This window comes from Actinoplanes sp. NPDC049681, assembly GCF_044465265.1.
GTDB lineage: Bacteria > Actinomycetota > Actinomycetes > Mycobacteriales > Micromonosporaceae > Actinoplanes.
This window is the reverse complement of sequence record NZ_JBITLP010000010.1, coordinates 95,487-110,527: the sequence shown is the minus strand read 5'-3', so window position 1 is coordinate 110,527 and position 15,041 is coordinate 95,487. Positions and strand designations below refer to the sequence as shown.

Annotated in this window: 14 protein-coding genes; 6 read left to right on the top strand and 8 right to left on the bottom strand. The window is 73.3% G+C overall.

Annotated features, from left to right (window positions below; translation table 11 throughout):
* Positions 1-19: 19 nt before the first annotated feature.
* From ACIBO8_RS32755 to ACIBO8_RS32735, 5 genes are read left to right on the top strand one after another with little or no spacing between them, the layout of a single operon-like run.
* Positions 20-1,513 (top strand): SCO6880 family protein, encoded by a 1,494-nt coding sequence (locus ACIBO8_RS32755; RefSeq protein ID WP_396119296.1) that lies wholly within the window; start codon positions 20-22, stop codon positions 1,511-1,513.
* Positions 1,510-3,267: an ATP/GTP-binding protein gene (locus tag ACIBO8_RS32750; RefSeq protein ID WP_396119295.1), complete on the top strand. Its 1,758-nt coding sequence runs from the start codon at positions 1,510-1,512 to the stop codon at positions 3,265-3,267. The genes ACIBO8_RS32755 and ACIBO8_RS32750 overlap by 4 nt, the downstream gene beginning before the upstream one ends.
* Positions 3,264-5,084 carry a type IV secretory system conjugative DNA transfer family protein gene (locus tag ACIBO8_RS32745; RefSeq protein WP_396119294.1) on the top strand — a complete coding sequence of 607 codons (1,821 nt, stop codon included), beginning with the start codon at positions 3,264-3,266 and terminating at the stop codon, positions 5,082-5,084. Before ACIBO8_RS32750 ends, ACIBO8_RS32745 begins: the two co-directional genes overlap by 4 nt.
* Complete coding sequence (locus tag ACIBO8_RS32740) at positions 5,081-5,788, top strand: RICIN domain-containing protein (RefSeq protein WP_396119292.1); 708 nt, start codon at positions 5,081-5,083, stop codon at positions 5,786-5,788. The genes ACIBO8_RS32745 and ACIBO8_RS32740 overlap by 4 nt, the downstream gene beginning before the upstream one ends.
* 30 nt (positions 5,789-5,818) lie before the next feature.
* A complete protein-coding gene (locus ACIBO8_RS32735) occupies positions 5,819-8,140 on the top strand; it encodes a hypothetical protein (protein ID WP_396119291.1) in 2,322 nt (773 codons plus the stop codon).
* 14 nt (positions 8,141-8,154) lie between these two features.
* Here ACIBO8_RS32735 and ACIBO8_RS32730 read toward each other — a convergent pair whose 3' ends face one another.
* From ACIBO8_RS32730 to ACIBO8_RS32700, 7 genes are read right to left on the bottom strand one after another with little or no spacing between them, the layout of a single operon-like run.
* Complete coding sequence (locus ACIBO8_RS32730) at positions 8,155-8,547, bottom strand: DUF4913 domain-containing protein (protein ID WP_396119290.1); 393 nt, start codon at positions 8,545-8,547, stop codon at positions 8,155-8,157.
* Between the two features lie 12 nt (positions 8,548-8,559).
* On the bottom strand, positions 8,560-9,222 hold the full coding sequence (locus ACIBO8_RS32725) for a hypothetical protein (RefSeq protein WP_396119287.1): 663 nt from the start codon (positions 9,220-9,222) through the stop codon (positions 8,560-8,562).
* 31 nt (positions 9,223-9,253) lie between these two features.
* Positions 9,254-10,669: a DHA2 family efflux MFS transporter permease subunit gene (locus ACIBO8_RS32720; protein ID WP_396119286.1), complete on the bottom strand. Its 1,416-nt coding sequence runs from the start codon at positions 10,667-10,669 to the stop codon at positions 9,254-9,256.
* A gap of 23 nt (positions 10,670-10,692) precedes the next feature.
* Positions 10,693-11,175, bottom strand: coding sequence for a response regulator transcription factor (locus ACIBO8_RS32715; protein ID WP_396119285.1), 483 nt, complete (start codon positions 11,173-11,175; stop codon positions 10,693-10,695).
* Between the two features lie 60 nt (positions 11,176-11,235).
* Positions 11,236-12,060, bottom strand: coding sequence for a hypothetical protein (locus tag ACIBO8_RS32710; protein WP_396119283.1), 825 nt, complete (start codon positions 12,058-12,060; stop codon positions 11,236-11,238).
* A complete protein-coding gene (locus ACIBO8_RS32705) occupies positions 12,057-13,115 on the bottom strand; it encodes a hypothetical protein (protein WP_396119282.1) in 1,059 nt (352 codons plus the stop codon). The genes ACIBO8_RS32710 and ACIBO8_RS32705 overlap by 4 nt, the downstream gene beginning before the upstream one ends.
* Positions 13,112-13,450, bottom strand: coding sequence for a PadR family transcriptional regulator (locus ACIBO8_RS32700; protein WP_396119281.1), 339 nt, complete (start codon positions 13,448-13,450; stop codon positions 13,112-13,114). The genes ACIBO8_RS32705 and ACIBO8_RS32700 overlap by 4 nt, the downstream gene beginning before the upstream one ends.
* Positions 13,451-13,517: 67 nt before the next feature.
* Here ACIBO8_RS32700 and def point away from each other — a divergent pair, with 67 nt between their 5' ends.
* Positions 13,518-14,039, top strand: coding sequence for a peptide deformylase (gene def / locus ACIBO8_RS32695; protein ID WP_396119280.1), 522 nt, complete (start codon positions 13,518-13,520; stop codon positions 14,037-14,039).
* A 98-nt stretch (positions 14,040-14,137) separates the two neighbouring features.
* Here def and ACIBO8_RS32690 read toward each other — a convergent pair whose 3' ends face one another.
* The gene (locus tag ACIBO8_RS32690) at positions 14,138-14,965 is read right to left on the bottom strand and encodes a hypothetical protein (protein WP_396119279.1); all 828 of its coding nucleotides are present in this window, start codon (positions 14,963-14,965) and stop codon (positions 14,138-14,140) included.
* Positions 14,966-15,041 lie beyond the last annotated feature (76 nt).

The window sequence follows — 15,041 nt, the reverse complement described above, 5'->3', positions numbered from 1 at the left end:
GAGATGGGGGTCGAGAGTCGTGACCACGGAAGCTGTCAGGGCGCGGACGTACGGCAACTGGCGGCGGCCCCGCAAGGCCGGCCTGGGGTCGCTCGGCCTGGTCGGCACCATCGGCACGTTCGGCGGTCTGGTCGTGGTGCTGCTCGCCTCGCTGATCTCGCTGCGGGCGGCGTTCGTCGCGCTGGTGCCGATCGCCCTGGCGCTGGTGCCGCTCGCGCTGCGTACGCAGGACGGCCGCAACGTCTACAACCTGATGTCGATCCGCATCGGATGGGCCCGGCGCAAGGCGAAGCGCGAGCACCTGTACGTGTCCGGCCCGCTGTCCGCGCGGCCCGGTGGACGGTTCCGTCCCCCGGGCATGCTCAGCAAGGTCACCATGTTGGAGGGACGTGACCCGTACGACCGGCCCTTCGGCGTGCTGCACCACCGCTACCGCAACCTGTACACGATCGTCCTCGGCTGCGAGCCCGACGGCGGCTCCCTGGTCGACGCGGACCAGGTCGACATCTGGGTGGCGCTCTGGGGCGACTGGCTGTCCCGGCTCGCGCACGAGCCCGGCCTGCGCGGCGCCTCGGTGGTGGTCGAGACCGCGCCGGACCCCGGCACCCGCCTCGCGACCGAGGTGCTGACCCGGATCTCGCCCGACGCGCCACCGGCCGCCCGGGCGGTGATGGAAGAGGTCGTGGAGCGCTACCCCGACGCGTCCTCCGAGATGAACACCTACATCACCCTGACGTACGGCCTGCCCGGCGGTCAGAAGCGCGGCACGGAGGAGGTGCTGACCGACCTCGCGCTGCGCATCCAGGGCCTGGTCAGCGGGCTGGTCAGCGCCGGCGGGGGCGCCGCGGAACCGCTGTCGGCCGAGCGCATCGCCGAGGTGGTGCGGGTCGCGTACGACCCGGCGGTCTCGGCGGACGTGCTCGACATCCGGGCCCGCCACGGCGGTACGGGACTCGACTGGTCGGACGCCGGACCCGCGGCCACGGTGGAGAGTGTCACCGCGTACCGGCACGACTCGGGCGTCTCCCGGAGCTGGCTGCTGACGCTGGCGCCCCGCGGCACCGTGCGCTCCAGCGTGCTGCGGACGCTGCTCGACCCGGCCCCGAGCATCCGGCGCAAGCGGGTGGCGCTGCTCTACCGGCCCATCGACCCGGCCACCTCGGCGAAGATCGTCGAAGCCGACCGCCGCGCCGCCCAGTTCATGGCCAACTCGACGAAGGGCCTGGTACGCGCCCGAGCCGCGTCCGAGGTCGCTGCCGCCGAGCAGACGGCCTCCGAGGAGGCGGCGGGCGCCGGCCTCGTGGAGTTCTCCATGGTGGTGACCGTGACGGTGGACGCGGCCGAGGACATCGCCGACGCCGACGTGACCATGCGCAACATGCTGGGCGCGACCCGCCTCGCCATGCGGCCGGCCGACCGGATGCAGGCGGCGGCGTTCAGCTGCGCGCTGCCGGCCGGAATCCTGCCCTGGGAGCAGACGATGGTGCCCCACGAGCTGCAGGAGGCGCTGTGACCACCACCGGCGGGACCCGACTGCGCATCCTGGACCTCGGCGCCGGCTGGAAGCGCGGGGCGTCGGGCCCCACCACGGCGCTCAGCGGCCTCGTCGTCCCGCCGGCCGACGAGCAGGACCGCGAGATCGACGAGGTCGGCAAGCAGACCCCGCGGGCGCTCCGGAAGGCGGCCGAGCGGCAGGCGCGTACCGACCTGATCGAGGCCCGGCGCAAGGAGCGGGCCGCGAAGGCCGACCGGCCCGACAGCGTCCCGCACCGCGGCGCGTACGGCACGGGCGGCGGCCGGGTCGCCACGATGGACCCGCCCGCGATGTGGCGCGCCACCACCGTGCAGGCGTGCGGCCTCTGGCCCTTCGCCTCCGGATCCGGCGCCCCGAGCACGGGCGTGCCGCTGGGCCAGCACCTCGCGACCGGCGCGACCGTGTGCGGCGACCCGCTCAACTGGTTCACCCGCGCCCGCTACATCTCCAACCCGTCGCTGTTCATGCTCGGCATGCCGGGCCTCGGCAAGTCGACCCTGATCAACCGGATGCTCATCGGGCTCTCGGCGCAGGGCGTGGTGCCGCTGGTGCTCGGCGACCTCAAGCCGGACTACGCGGACACCGTCCGGGCCCTGGGCGGCCAGGTCATCCGGATCGCCCGCGGCGTCGGCGGTCTCAACGTGCTGGATCCCGGCGCGATGGGTGCCGCCGCGGCGAGGATCGGCGGTCAGGCCGGGGAGGTGCTGGCCGCCGAGACGCACGGCCGGGTGCTCAACATGGTCGCCGCGCTGCTGACCATCGTGCGTGGTGCGCCGATCACGGATCACGAGCAGTCCGTGCTGTCGGCCTGCCTGCGGCACCTGCGGGAGCGTACGGCCCCGGGACGCGCCTTCCACCTCACGGACCTGCTCGCGGTGCTGCAGGAGGGACCGCCGCGGGTCCGGCAGATCACGCTCGACCGTGGCCAGGAGGCCCGCTACCGGGACGCGGTGGATCCGCTGCACCGTTCGCTGCTGGGCATTCTCGACGGCCCTCTCGGCGACACGTTCGCCTCCGAGACGTCGACGCACATCGACCCGAACGCGACCGCGGTGTGCATCGACATCTCCCGCATCGGCGAGGCGGACAGCCAGCTGACCGCCGCGGCGATGCTCGCGGCCTGGTCCGACGGCCTCGGTACGGTCGCCGCCTCGCACGCGCTGGCCGACGCCGGCCTGGCACCGCGGCGCTGGTTCTTCACCGTGCTGGACGAGCTGTGGCGGCCCCTGCGCGCCGCCTCCGGCATCGTCGACCGCATCGACGCGCTGACCCGCCTCAACCGGTCCCTCGGCCTCGCCGACTCGAAGATCACGCATACCCTCAAGGACGCCGAGGCGCTGGGCAACGAGTCGGACAAGGCGAAGGCGCGCGGTTTCGTCGAGCGGGCCGGCATGGTGGCCTGCGCCGGGCTGCCCCGCGCCGAGATGGAGGAGCTGGGCAAGGTCGTCGGCCTGTCCCGCCGGGAGATCGAGCTGGTCTCCTCCTGGTCCTCGCCGCCGGGCTGGGCGCAGAACGGCGAGAACGAGGAACCGCCCGGCCGTGGCCGCTTCCTCATCAAGGTGGGTGGCCGCCCGGGGATCCCGATCCGGGTGGCGATCACCGACACCGAGCGCCACCTGCACGACACCAACACCCGCTGGGTCTCCAACGGGTACGCCGAACGAGTGGCGGCCGAACGCGCCGAGGCCGAGGCGAAACTGGCGGCCGGCGACGCGGACGGGGGCACGGCATGAGTTCGTCACCGCGCGGTGGAGGCCTCGGCAACGACGTGCTGCCCTGGCTGATCCCGGGATTCGCTCTGCTCGCCGCGGTCGTGCTCGGCGTCGTGGGCCTCGGCGGCACCCTGGGCGCGGCGGTCACCGGGCACGGCTGGCACCCGCCGGCCCTCGATCTCGCCGTCTACCTCCAGGTGCTCTCCGGGAACACCGCGGCGGCCTGGCCGGGCGCGCCGTCGTGGGCCGTCTACGGCGGCGCCACCCTGGTTCTCACGCTGGTGCTGCTGGCGGTGCTGAAGCTGGGCCGGAAACTCGCCGGGCGGATGACGAACCCCACGAAGGGGCTGGCGACCCGGCGAGAGATGCAGAGCATGATGCCCAAGGGGATCGAGGCGCGGGCCCGGGACCTGCGTCCGTCGATCAAGGGTGCCCGTACGGTCCATCCCGACGAGGCCGGGAACCTCCTCGGTGACCTCATGCCGAACGGGCCGGAGCTGCGGTCCTCGTTCGAGGACGTGGAGCTGGACCTCATGGCGCCCCGCGCCGGCAAGTCCACCGGCATCGCCATCCCACGGCTGCTGCGTGCTCGCGGTCCGGTGCTGCTGACCTCGAACAAATCCGACGTCTACACCGTCACCCGTCAAGAGCGGGCGAAGGTCGGCAAGGTCTGGACCTTCGATCCCCAGGGCATCGCCCACACGCCCCGGGAGATGTGGTGGGACATGCTGGCCGGCTGCGACACCATCGAGGGCGCCCGCCGGCTGGCCGGGCACTTCGTCAGCTCGGTCAACGACGACTCGTCCAAGAAGGACTTCTGGATCTCCGCGGCGCAGAACACGCTCACCGCGCTGTTCCTGGCCGCGGCCCGCGGCGGAGCGTCCGTCTCCGACCTGCTCGGCTGGCTCGCCGACCCGGCCGACCGGGCGCCCATCGACCTGCTCCGGGAGGTCGGCATGCCCGCCATGGCCGAACAGCTGCAGGGCACGGTCCGCGGCGCGGTGGAGACCCGGGACGGCATCTACGAGACCGCCCGGCAGTGCGTCGCGTGCCTGCTGGACCCCGGCATCCTCGCCTGGGTCAGCCCGGACCCGGCCCGGCCGGAGTTCGTCCCCGACGTGCACGTACTCGGCCGCGACACGCTCTACCTGCTGTCCAAGGACGGCGGTGGCTCGGCCGCGGGCGTGATCGCCGGCCTCGCCGACGCGACGATGCGGGCCGGCGTGGTCGCCGCGGAGCGCATGGGCGGGCGGCTGGACCCGCCGATGACCGCGGTGCTCGACGAGGCGGCGAACGTCTGCCGCATCAGCGACCTGCCCGACCTCTACAGCCACTTCGGCTCCCGCGGCATCAACGTCGTGACCCTGCTGCAGAGCTACCGGCAGGGCGTACGGGTCTGGGGAGAACCGGGCATGGACGCCCTGTGGAGCGCGGCGACGGTCAAGCTGCTCGGCGCCGGCCTCGACGACGCCGACTTCGTGGACAAGATCGCGCGGCTGGTCGGTCAGCACGACGTGAAGACGCCCAGCTGGTCGACGAGCCGGGACGGGTCGTCGCGCTCGATGTCGTACCGGCAGGAGCAGGTGCTGCCCGCCGACAAGATCAGGGCCCTGCCCAAGGGCACCGCGCTGCTGCTCGCCACGGGTGTCCGGCCCGCGCTGATCCGCTTGCGCCCCTGGTACAAGGAGCCCGACGCCGGGCCCATCTCGCGGGCGGCCAAGGCCGAGGTCGAGGCGATCACCCAGCGCGCCGCAGCGAGCTGGTCGCGGCGGCCGGCGTACCGCAAGGCGCTCGGTGACGAGTTCCGGGTCGCGCCCGCCTGGGACGGTGGGAGATGACCGGTCCGATGTGGGCGGCGCTCGTCGTCGCCACGCTCACCCTGGCCGCCGGCCTGGCCGCGGCCGTCCGGACGGCACGCCGGGGACAGTGGCCCCGGTGGTGGCCGGTTGCGGCCCGGCCCGCGCCCAGCCTCGCCCATCAGTGGGCCAGCCAGGCCCTCGAACCGCGCACCGGGCGGCACGTGCGGCTTGGGCGTACCGGCCGGTTGCTGATCGCGGCCGCCTGCGGGATCGCGCTGGTCGCGGTCGGCTCGGTGGTCACCCTGGCCGTGACGGCGGGGGAGCGGGCCCCGGACCGCTTCACCGTCGCGCTTTCCGGGCAATCGGCCGACGACGTCGGGTACGGCCCCCGCATCGTGTCGGAGGACGCGGCCCTGTGCCTGGCGGCCCGCGCGGACGCCGACGGATCGGCATTGACCCTGGCGCCCTGCGACGGCTCGCCGACCCAGCGCTTCACGCCCGCCACGGACGGCACGATCCGCCTGGGCCCGCGTTGCCTCACCCTCACCAAGGACGTGTCGGTGGAAGTCGCGCCCTGCGGCGGCGGGCCCGACCAGCGGTTCTCGGCGGAGTCCGGGCGGCTCGCGACCAAGGCGGGTGCGTGCGTCGACGTCGCGGACGGCCGGGTCGTGGTGGACGCCGGCATCGTCCTGCGCAACTGCGACGACATCACCGCACGCGACTGGTGGTACCTCGCGTCCTGACGTCGCGTCCGATCGAAAGGTGTCACAGCCATGACGGCAACGCTCGATGATCGCGTGGTCCCGGGCACCGCGCTCCTGCAGGACCGGATCGGCAACGCCCTCGTCCTGCACCCGGACGAGCCGGTCAGCGACGAGGCCCGGGACCTGGCCCTGCGGATCGCCGCCGACCCCGGCAACGACATCGTCGTGCTGGACCTGCCGGAGGGCGTGCCGTTCGCGGTCTGGCAGTCGCTGGTGCGCACCTGGCCCCGCCGCCGGCGCCGCGGCGTCCGCCTGGTCACCTGCCGCAGCGGCCCCGGCACCGCCGGACTGACCGCCCAGTGGCTGGCGCAACTTCTGCGCTGCGTCGTGCACGCACCGGACGGCAAGCTGACCGTCGGCCCCACCGGGACCGTGCTCGCGCACTCGTCCCCGGACAGCGGCTGGCTGAGGTTCCGCCCCGGCAAACCGCCGGTCTGGTCCGCCAAGCGGTATCCGGCCCCGGCGTGGGACGCGGCGGCCGTCGAGACGCGTACGCTCGGACCGACGATCCGCGCCGAACCGCTGACCGGCGGCCTGTGGATCCACGACACCCGCGACCCGCAGCGCGTCGAGCGGCACCGGACCCTGCTGGAGACCGCGTCACCCTGCGATCCGGACGCGATGACCGTCGTGCTGGGCTGCCCGGGTACGCCGCCGCTCGTCCTCGACGCCGTCCGCCTGCTGTGGGACGACCTGACCGACGACCAGCGCACCCGCTTGCGCTTCGCGGCGTACGGCCCGGTCACCACGCCGGACGGCGACCGTCTCGGGCAGACACTCGCCGACGTGCTCGGCGCGCCCGTGGTGTGCTTCGCCGGTTTGCCGCTGACCGCACCGTACGAGGACGCGGCGTATCCGATCCGGGCCGACGGGGAACCGGGCTGGCCGGCCTTCGCCCGCGAACTCGGCTTCTCGCCCCGCATCCTGCCGGTGTCGCTGCCCCGGCGGCCGGTCATCCTCGGCCACCGGCTGCCCCTCGACCTGGGCGAGGAGGTGGCGCCGCTGACGTACCGGGCCGACGGCGACGTGTGGGTCGAGATCGTGGAGGCGGGACTTTGGGTACGGCCACCGCAGGCCCCCGACCATGCCGAACGGGTACGCGGCCTGACCGCCGACCCGGACCACTGCGCGGTGCTGTTCGAGGACGGGCTGTTGCCGGCTGCCCGACGCCTCGCCGAACGGCTGACCGATGCCCGCGTGACCAGCCGGGCGCGGCCAGCGTCGGAGCTCGTCCGGCCGGACCCCGAGCGGACCTTCGTAGCGCCGCCAGCGGACCCCGAGGAGCCCTTCGTTGCGCCGGCACCGGACGCCGAGGGGACCTTCGTAGCGCCGCCGCCGGCACCCGAGCGGTGGAACGAACCGACACCGCTGCCGGTGGAGTCCCGCACCGCCACGATGCCGGCCACCGCACCGGAACCGCCCAGCAAGGAGCCGCCGCGGGTGATCGAGCTTGCCCCGCCGCCGCGGGCGGTGCAGCCGGCCGCGCCGCCGCGGCCGGTCGAGCCTGCCGAGATCCTCCCGCGGGCCACCCCTACGCCGTTTTCGTCGCCGCCGGTCGCCCCCGTGCCGCTGTCCGCTCCGCCTCTGCTGGTTCCTCGACCGGCGTCGTCAAAAGTGGACAAGGATCGCGACTTCTTGCGCCGCACGCTGGCGGTCCTGGACCCGGCGGCGGACGTCGACTCCCTCACCCGGGCGGTAGCAGCTGATCCCGATGACAGCGGTGCGGTCGCGGAGTCCATAGCCCTGCGCTGGTACCTCACCCGTGGCGGGACCGGGCTCGACCCCCTGCTGTGCACCGGCGAGGACGGCGACCACCGGCGGCTCGCCGATCTGGCGTCTGCCGCGCTCGAACGCCTGCCCCGACAGGCCGGTGCGGTCACCTACGCCCGTACGCCGGCTCCGCAGGAATGGGAGATGTACCAGGACGCCCGGCTGATCGCCGACTGGGGTTTCGTCCATGCGCTGACCGAGCCCTGCGCGGCGCAGGACGGGGACACCAACGTGCTGATCTGGTCGCTGACGGCCGCCCGTACCGGAGACTTCGAGCCCGATGACGACGCGGCCGTGACCGACCGGGTGGTGTTCCGGCCGGGGACGATGTTCAAGGTGCTCGAGCTGCGGCCGCCCCGGGGCCGGCAGCGGGGGAGCATCCTGCTGCGCGAGCTGGATCCGGCGGAGGACGGCGGTTTCGATCCGGCCCCGCTTCCGGCGGACGCGGAGGCCGTGACCTCCCTGCTGGGCGAGCTCCGCCGATGGGCGCTGTCCCGGCCGCAGCCGCGGGCCGGGGCCGGAGCGGCGGCACGCTTCGACCGCCTGCCCGGCCTGATCTGACGCCCGGCCGCGGCTCAGAAGACGAGCGGCTCGACCGGTGGCGCCTGCTTGGCCCGGTGCGACCCGGGCTTGCACCCGGCGAACGGACCGGACGGATCTCGCAGCGAGCTCATCACCGGCTGGAGGAAGTCCCGGTGCCACGTGGCGGGGCCGCTCAGGTTGCTGGCCGCGCCCGTCATCTCCTGCCAGGCCATGGAGAGACCGTGCAGCTGGGCCACCGCCTCGGGGTGCCGCCACCACTGCGAGCACCACGGCGCCGCCGAGGTGACTTCGCGGGCGTACACGGGAATCAGGAGGTTGTGCACCCAGAAGGCCAGACGCTCGAGGGTCTCGCCGTAGCCGACCCCCTCCTGGTAGAGGATGAACGAGGGGATCTGCGTCTCGGGTTCGTTCGCGACCTGGGTCATTCGTGCTCCTTCTCAGTTCCGGACGGGCTTCTTCGGCGCCGGCAGCGACGCCGACCGGGCGAGGTACGGTCGTGCCGGTAGCTGCTGCCCGTCGGGATGCCCGGCGTGGCGCCGTTCGGCGTCCGCGCTCGCAGCCCGGGCGACGAGGTCCGGACGAGGAGCCTGTGCCGGGCTGGGAACGGCGCGAATCCGTTGCTGGAAGGCGTGCTGTGCCACCTGTTGCTCACCCGCCTCGACCGCTTTCTTGAGGGCCTTGGTGGCTTCCTCGTGGAAGCGCTTCGTCTGCTCGAGCCGTCCGCCGTAGAAGAGCCGCCGGAAGGCGTCGTTGCGCGGGTTGGCGACCAGCGCGGCGTTGAGCTCGTCGAGCTGCCGGGCCTGCGCGAGCATGTGCGGGGCGAACTCCCTGGCGCGGTCCGTCCAGGAAGGAGTGCTGGCCGGTGCGGCCTCGGCAGCGGCTTCGTCGCCGACGAAGGCGGGCCGGCTGCGGAAGGCGTTCACCAAGCGGCGGAGATAGTCCCGCCATTTCGGTTCCAGGTCGCCGTCGGGCGCGGCGAGCCGGTTGACGTAGCGCTCGGCCTGGCCGAGGCGGACGGAACCGGGGCGGTCCCGGCCGGGCTCTCGGAGCCTGGCGAGGTCGGCCATGGCATGGCGGGTCCAGCTGTCGTCGGAAGGCATACCGCTACGACGGGCCGCCCGCCCCGCCGGTTCATCGCCCGCCGGCGAGCCGTCCCGGCACGAACAGCACCGCGAGGACGCTGCCGCCGGCCATCAGGCCCGCACCGATGAGCATGGCCGTGCGGTACGTCGGCGCCAGATCCGCCGCGTCGGTCAGACTGCCGGCGCCGATGCCCGCGGCCAGCGGCAGCACCGCCACGGCGAGCAGCCCGGCCGCCCGGGCCACCGCGTTGTTCACCCCGCTGGCGATGCCGGCGTGGGCGTCGTCGAGGGCGCCGAGCGCCGTCGCGGTCAGGGGTGCGACCAGCAGGGACAGCCCCAGGCCGAAGACGATCACCGGAGGCAGGACGTCGGTCAGGTACGCGGCCCCGGGCCCGATCCGGGACATCCACACCAGCGCGGCGGCGCAGATCAGCGGGCCTGCGGTCATCGGGATGCGCGGCCCGATCCGCTGGGCGAGCGCCCCGGCGCGGGCCGAGAACAGCAGCATCAGCACCGTGATCGGCAGCAGGGCGACGCCGCCGGCGAGGGCGCTGTAGCCCGCCACCACCTGGAGGTTGACCGCCACCAGGAAGAAGACGCCGCCGTTGGCGGCGTACACCAGGAAGGTGACCAGGTTGGCGCCGGTGAACGCGCGGGAGCGGAAGATGGTCAGCGGCAGCATCGGATGCCGGGCCCGATGCTCGTGCAGGACGAAACCCGCCATGCCGAGGACGCCGATCGCGAGCCCGGCCAGCACCGGTGGGCTGCCCGGCCCGTCCACGGGCCAGGCGGTGAAGCCGTACGTGAGCCCGCCCAGCCCCGCGGCACCGAGGATCACTCCGGCCACGTCGAGCTCCCGGGCGGCCTCCGGGTTCCGCGACTCCGGCACGTGCCGGGCCGAGACGGCGATGACCAGCACCGCCAGGGGCACGTTGATCAGGAAGATCAGCCGCCAGTCGGCCACGTCGACCAGCCAGCCGCCGAGGAACGGTCCCAGCGCGCCGCCGATGCCGCCGAGCCCGGACCAGGCGCCGATCGCCCGCGAGCGGTCCTCGGGCGCGAACGACGCCTCGAGGATGGCCAGGGCGCCCGGGGTGAGGAGCGCGCCGCCGATGCCCTGCAGCACGCGTGCGGCGATGAGCAGCTCGATCGACGAGGCCACGCCGCAGAGCAGGGAGGCGGCCGCGAACCAGCCGATGCCGATCGTGAATACGCGTCTGCGGCCGTACCGGTCGCCGAGCGAGCCGCCGAGCAGGATCAGGGCGGCGAGGCTGAGGGCGTACCCGTTGATGGTCCACTGCAGGCCGGCCGCGCTCGCGCCGAGGTCCTCGCCGATCGTCGGCAGGGCGATGTTGACGACGGTCGCGTCGATGAAGGCGAGGCTCGAGCCGAGGACCGTGGCGAGCAGCACCCACCGGCCGGCGGCAGTGCGGTAGCGGACGCCTGTCGTGCCGCCGAGCTCCATGCCCGGGACACTACGCCCGATGATCAGGCGACGCGCCGCAGCTCCGCCGGGGCCTGCAGCTCCGCCCGGTGCGGAACGGCCGCCCGCGCCGCCAGCAGTGCCGCCCGGGAAGCGATCGCGGGCCGGCTGGTCGGCCGCTCCCGGCGCAGGAGCAGCGCCTCCACCCGGGCCAGAAGTTCCGACCGGTGGTACGGCTTGGCCAGGAAGTCGTCGGCGCCCGCGTCCATGCCGGCGAGGATCCGGTGCCCGTTCACGTCGGCGCTGACCAGCATGATCGGCAGGTCGGCGGTGTGCGGATCGGCGCGCAGGAGCCGGCACAGCTCGATGCCGGAGAGGCCCGGCATCCGTACGTCGAGCAGCACGGCGTCGATCCCGCCCGCCGCGACCGCCCGCCGCGCCGACTCGGCGTCGGCGGCCTCGACCACGTCGTGGCCGCAGCGATGGAGCGCCAGCGAGAGAAGGTCACGGTGATCGGAGTCGTCGTCGGCGATCAGTACGGTGGCCACGTGACCTCCCTTCGGCGTGTGCGGAGTCACCCGGTCTGTTCGGCGTACCCCAGGAACCGCTTAGCCGTTTCGCGGGATTCGTGCGCCACGCCATGCCGTGATCATGATCGTGGCGAGCAGCAGCACCGCCAGCGCGGCGGGCCACCGCGCCAGGCCGAGCAGGAGATCGCCGGCCGGGAGCGTGACCGGGGTGGTTCCGGTGGCGTCGGCCGCCAGCTGCAGGACGGTACGCACCCACAGCGGGATCATCAGCACCAGCGCGATCACGGTGAGCTCCCGGACGAACGCCCGCGTGCCGTCCCCCCGCGGCCCGGTCCGCCGGGCGGTCCACCGCGTGGCCGCCACGCCCAGCCAGGCCCCGGCCAGCCCGCAGAGCAGCGCGATCGCCGTCACCCACCAGGGCTGCAGCCGCCGGACGTCGGCGAACGTGGCGACGCCGCCCTCGGCCGCGTCGGCGTGGAAGGCGAACCGGACCCCGCCCTTCGCCGCGTCGAAGGCCATGCCGCCGTCCGGGATGCCCTCGCCGATCGACCAGCCGGCCGCCGCGATCCGCGCCCGGGCCTGCTCCCGGTACGGCCCCACGGCACCGGTGGCGGGTACCTGCGGGCTGATGATCCGGGTCGGCTCGACGTCGTCGCGGGCCATCAGGAAGCTCAGCACCGCGGGCTCGTCGTCGGCCGGGAACAGGTCCTTCTCGATGCTCACCGGCGTACCCGGGTAGGCGACCGCGGCGACCGCCTGCAGGTCGGGTGCGGGGGCGAGGGCGTCCGCGGCGCGGGCGCCGATCCTGGCAGCCAGGACGCCGGCGACCAGGGCGAGCAGGACGGCCGCGACCCGGACGCCCGTGCCGGTGCGCTCCGCGGGCGCGGCGGCGGTGAGGGTCATGAGGGTGCCTGCGAGCGCTGCGCGGCGGTACGGACGGCGGACCGGCCACCCACGGCGGCCACCACGACGGACAGCAGGCACAGCAGCACCGCGAACTGGGTGACGCCCCAGCCGTAGGTCATGCTGAGCGACCAGAAAGGCCAGCCCGGCGGGTCGGTGCGCAGAGTGTCCGCGATCAGTCCGGCCGTGCCCATCACAGTCAGGGGGGTGAGTGGGACCAGGGCGATGACGACCGGCTCCCGGGTCAGCGACCGGATCGCCCCGCGCGCCCGCTCGGTGCGGCGGCTGACCCACCCGGTGACCAGCCACCCCAGCAGCGCGCCGGCCAGCCATCCGGCCCAGCTCAGCGCGGACAACCAGCGCGGCGTCATCCGGGTCAGCGTGGCGGTCACGTCGAAGTTGCCCGGCGGCGTGTCCACCACGGCGGTCGAGGTCTCGACCTCCATGAGGATCTCGTCGCGGGTGGCGGTGAGCAGTGTGCCGTTCTGGTCGAGCTGCCCGGTCGCGATGACGGTGTCGCCCGTCGGGACCGTCTTGCCGACGTCCCAGCCGTCCGCCGCCAGCCGGGCCGCGGTCGCCTCGGTCCAGGCGCGGTAGTCCCCGGGCAGGGACCGGCCGTCCGGACCGACGGCCAGCGTCGAGAACTTGAAGTCCTCGTCGTGGCCCCGGAGCAGCACCTCGGTCGTCGACGGCTCCCCGACGTCGTCGAACAGCCGGTCGCCGTCACGCTCCGCCCAGTGGCCCACCCCCGGGAACAGGGCGTTCTCGATGGCGGCGAGGCGCGCACCGGACGGGAAAGCGGGGCCGCCCTCCCAGCCGATCCGCGCCGCGACCGCGGCGCCCAGGTAGGCAGTGCTCAGCGAGATGAGAATCGCGATCGCCACCACGCCGCGGCTGCCGGGCCGGCCGAGCCGGGCCCGCATGCCGTGCCGCAGCAGATTCAGCGCCTCCCGCAGGGTCGGCCGGGTGCGCCCGCCCTCGGTCAGGGTGTCGAAGAGCTCTTCCCTGCGGGGCCCTTTCGGGTACGCCCGCAGCACCAGCTGGTAGCCGCTCACGCGGTCTGCTCCACCCCGTGGCGCACGGACAGCTGCCGTGCGGCGGTCCGGGCGTTGCTGCGCAGCCGCTCGGTCTCCACGTCCAGCGCCGCAGCGCCGTCCTCGGTGAGCCGGTAGTAGCGGCGGGTACGCCCCTCGACGATCTCGTCGCGGTCGGGCTCCACCAGACCCTCGGCGGTGAGCCGGTCGAGGGCCGCGTACAGGGTGCCGGCCTGCAGCTTCATCTGGCCGTCCGAGAGCCGGCCGACCTCCTGGAGGACCCCGTAGCCGTGCAACGGGTGGCTCGCCAGGGCGGTCAGGATCCAGAACGTCGGTTCCCGCATCGCTTTCGCCATGCGGGCAATATAAAGATGACTTGAATATGGGTCAACAGGCGGGTGCCGGCCGCACTAGCATTGCCGGGTGACCGTGACGCCCATCCGCCTGATCGGCGACCCCGTCCTGCGCCGCAAGGCCGACCCGGTCGCCGACTTCGACGCCGAGCTCCGCACCCTCGTCCAGGACCTGCGGGAGACCCTGGCCGACCGCCGGGGCGCCGGGCTCGCCGCCCCGCAGCTCGGGGTGAGCCGCCGCGTGTTCGTGATCGCGCCCCAGCTGGTGGGCGAGGGCACGGTCGACCACCTGGTCAACCCGGTCCTGGACTTCCCCGACGCCGAGGAGCAGGACGGCCCGGAGGGCTGCCTGTCGATCCCCGGCATCTACCTGGACACGAAGCGCCGGCTCAACGTCGTGGCCAAGGGCTTCACCGCCCACGGCGACCCGGTCCAGGTCGTAGGCAACGGCCTGCTGGCCCGCTGCATCCAGCACGAGACCGACCACCTCGACGGTGTGCTGTTCATCGACCGCCTCGACGCGGAGCGGCAGGAGCGCCTGCTGGCCGTGGCCCGCGAGGCACGGACAGCGGTCAAAGTGTCCCCGCACTGACGGCGGGTGGGGTCAGGCACTCGCGCCGCCGCATCGAAACTGTGGCCGAGCGGATGCGGGACAGCCGGCCGGCAACCGCATCCGCACCGCCTCGGGTTCTACCTGCCGGGACTCGAACCGCGACGGCCCTTGGGCGGTGAATAGGGCTTCGGCGGAGTCGGGGTCCGGGACTGGTTGGGCGAATACCTGTCGGTCCTGGGCTCCCCGGGAATCGGATCGCGGGTCAGCGATCGCGGATCGACGTATCCGGCAGAGCCGCCGGGCACGTGTGACCGGCTGAAGTATTGGGAACTGTCGTACGGAGTGCCGGCGTCCAGAGCCGCCGCGCTGACCCGCCGCTCAGTGCGGCCGTCCTGATAGCCGTACGACGACGTAGGTATGCCCTGGGCGTTCGGCCGCCCCGCAGAGGCCGGGTAGTCACGGTTGTTGTCGTAGATCGCCTGGAGCTTGATGCGCCACTGTCCCGTCCTCGAACTCTTCGCGCTCGGCAGGATCCGGGCGATGTCGTTGACGAAGCGCTGCTGCCGTTCTTTGCATTCATTGCAGGTGCCGCTGGTGACAACGAGGTCTACCTGGAAGTTCTTGACGTTCTGCTTGCCCTGCATGTTCGCCACGACGTCGTAGGTCCAGTCGAGAGCGTGTACCTCGGCATCCCTTTTGGACTTGCGCACCTCGGACCCGGCTCCGTGCCAGGTCGAGTACCGGCTGCCCTGAACCGGGTCCGCACCGCTGGTGAACGGCTGAGATTGAGCCACCAACTGGTTGTTGACGTAGACGAGAGCCTTGATCGCAGTGCCCGGCACACCCTGACTGGCTACGGTGTTGAACGCCATCGCGCGAGGTGCTGAGGCGGCCGCGTACGGCTGTTGCGGCGGCGGGTACTGAGGGTACTGAGAGTACTGATACGGATCTTGTTGATCGGGCATTTCCCGCTCCCTGAGGTCGGCTTGCGGCGCGTCACCCGTACGACGGACCGCAAGAGGGAGCGGTTCATGACCGCGA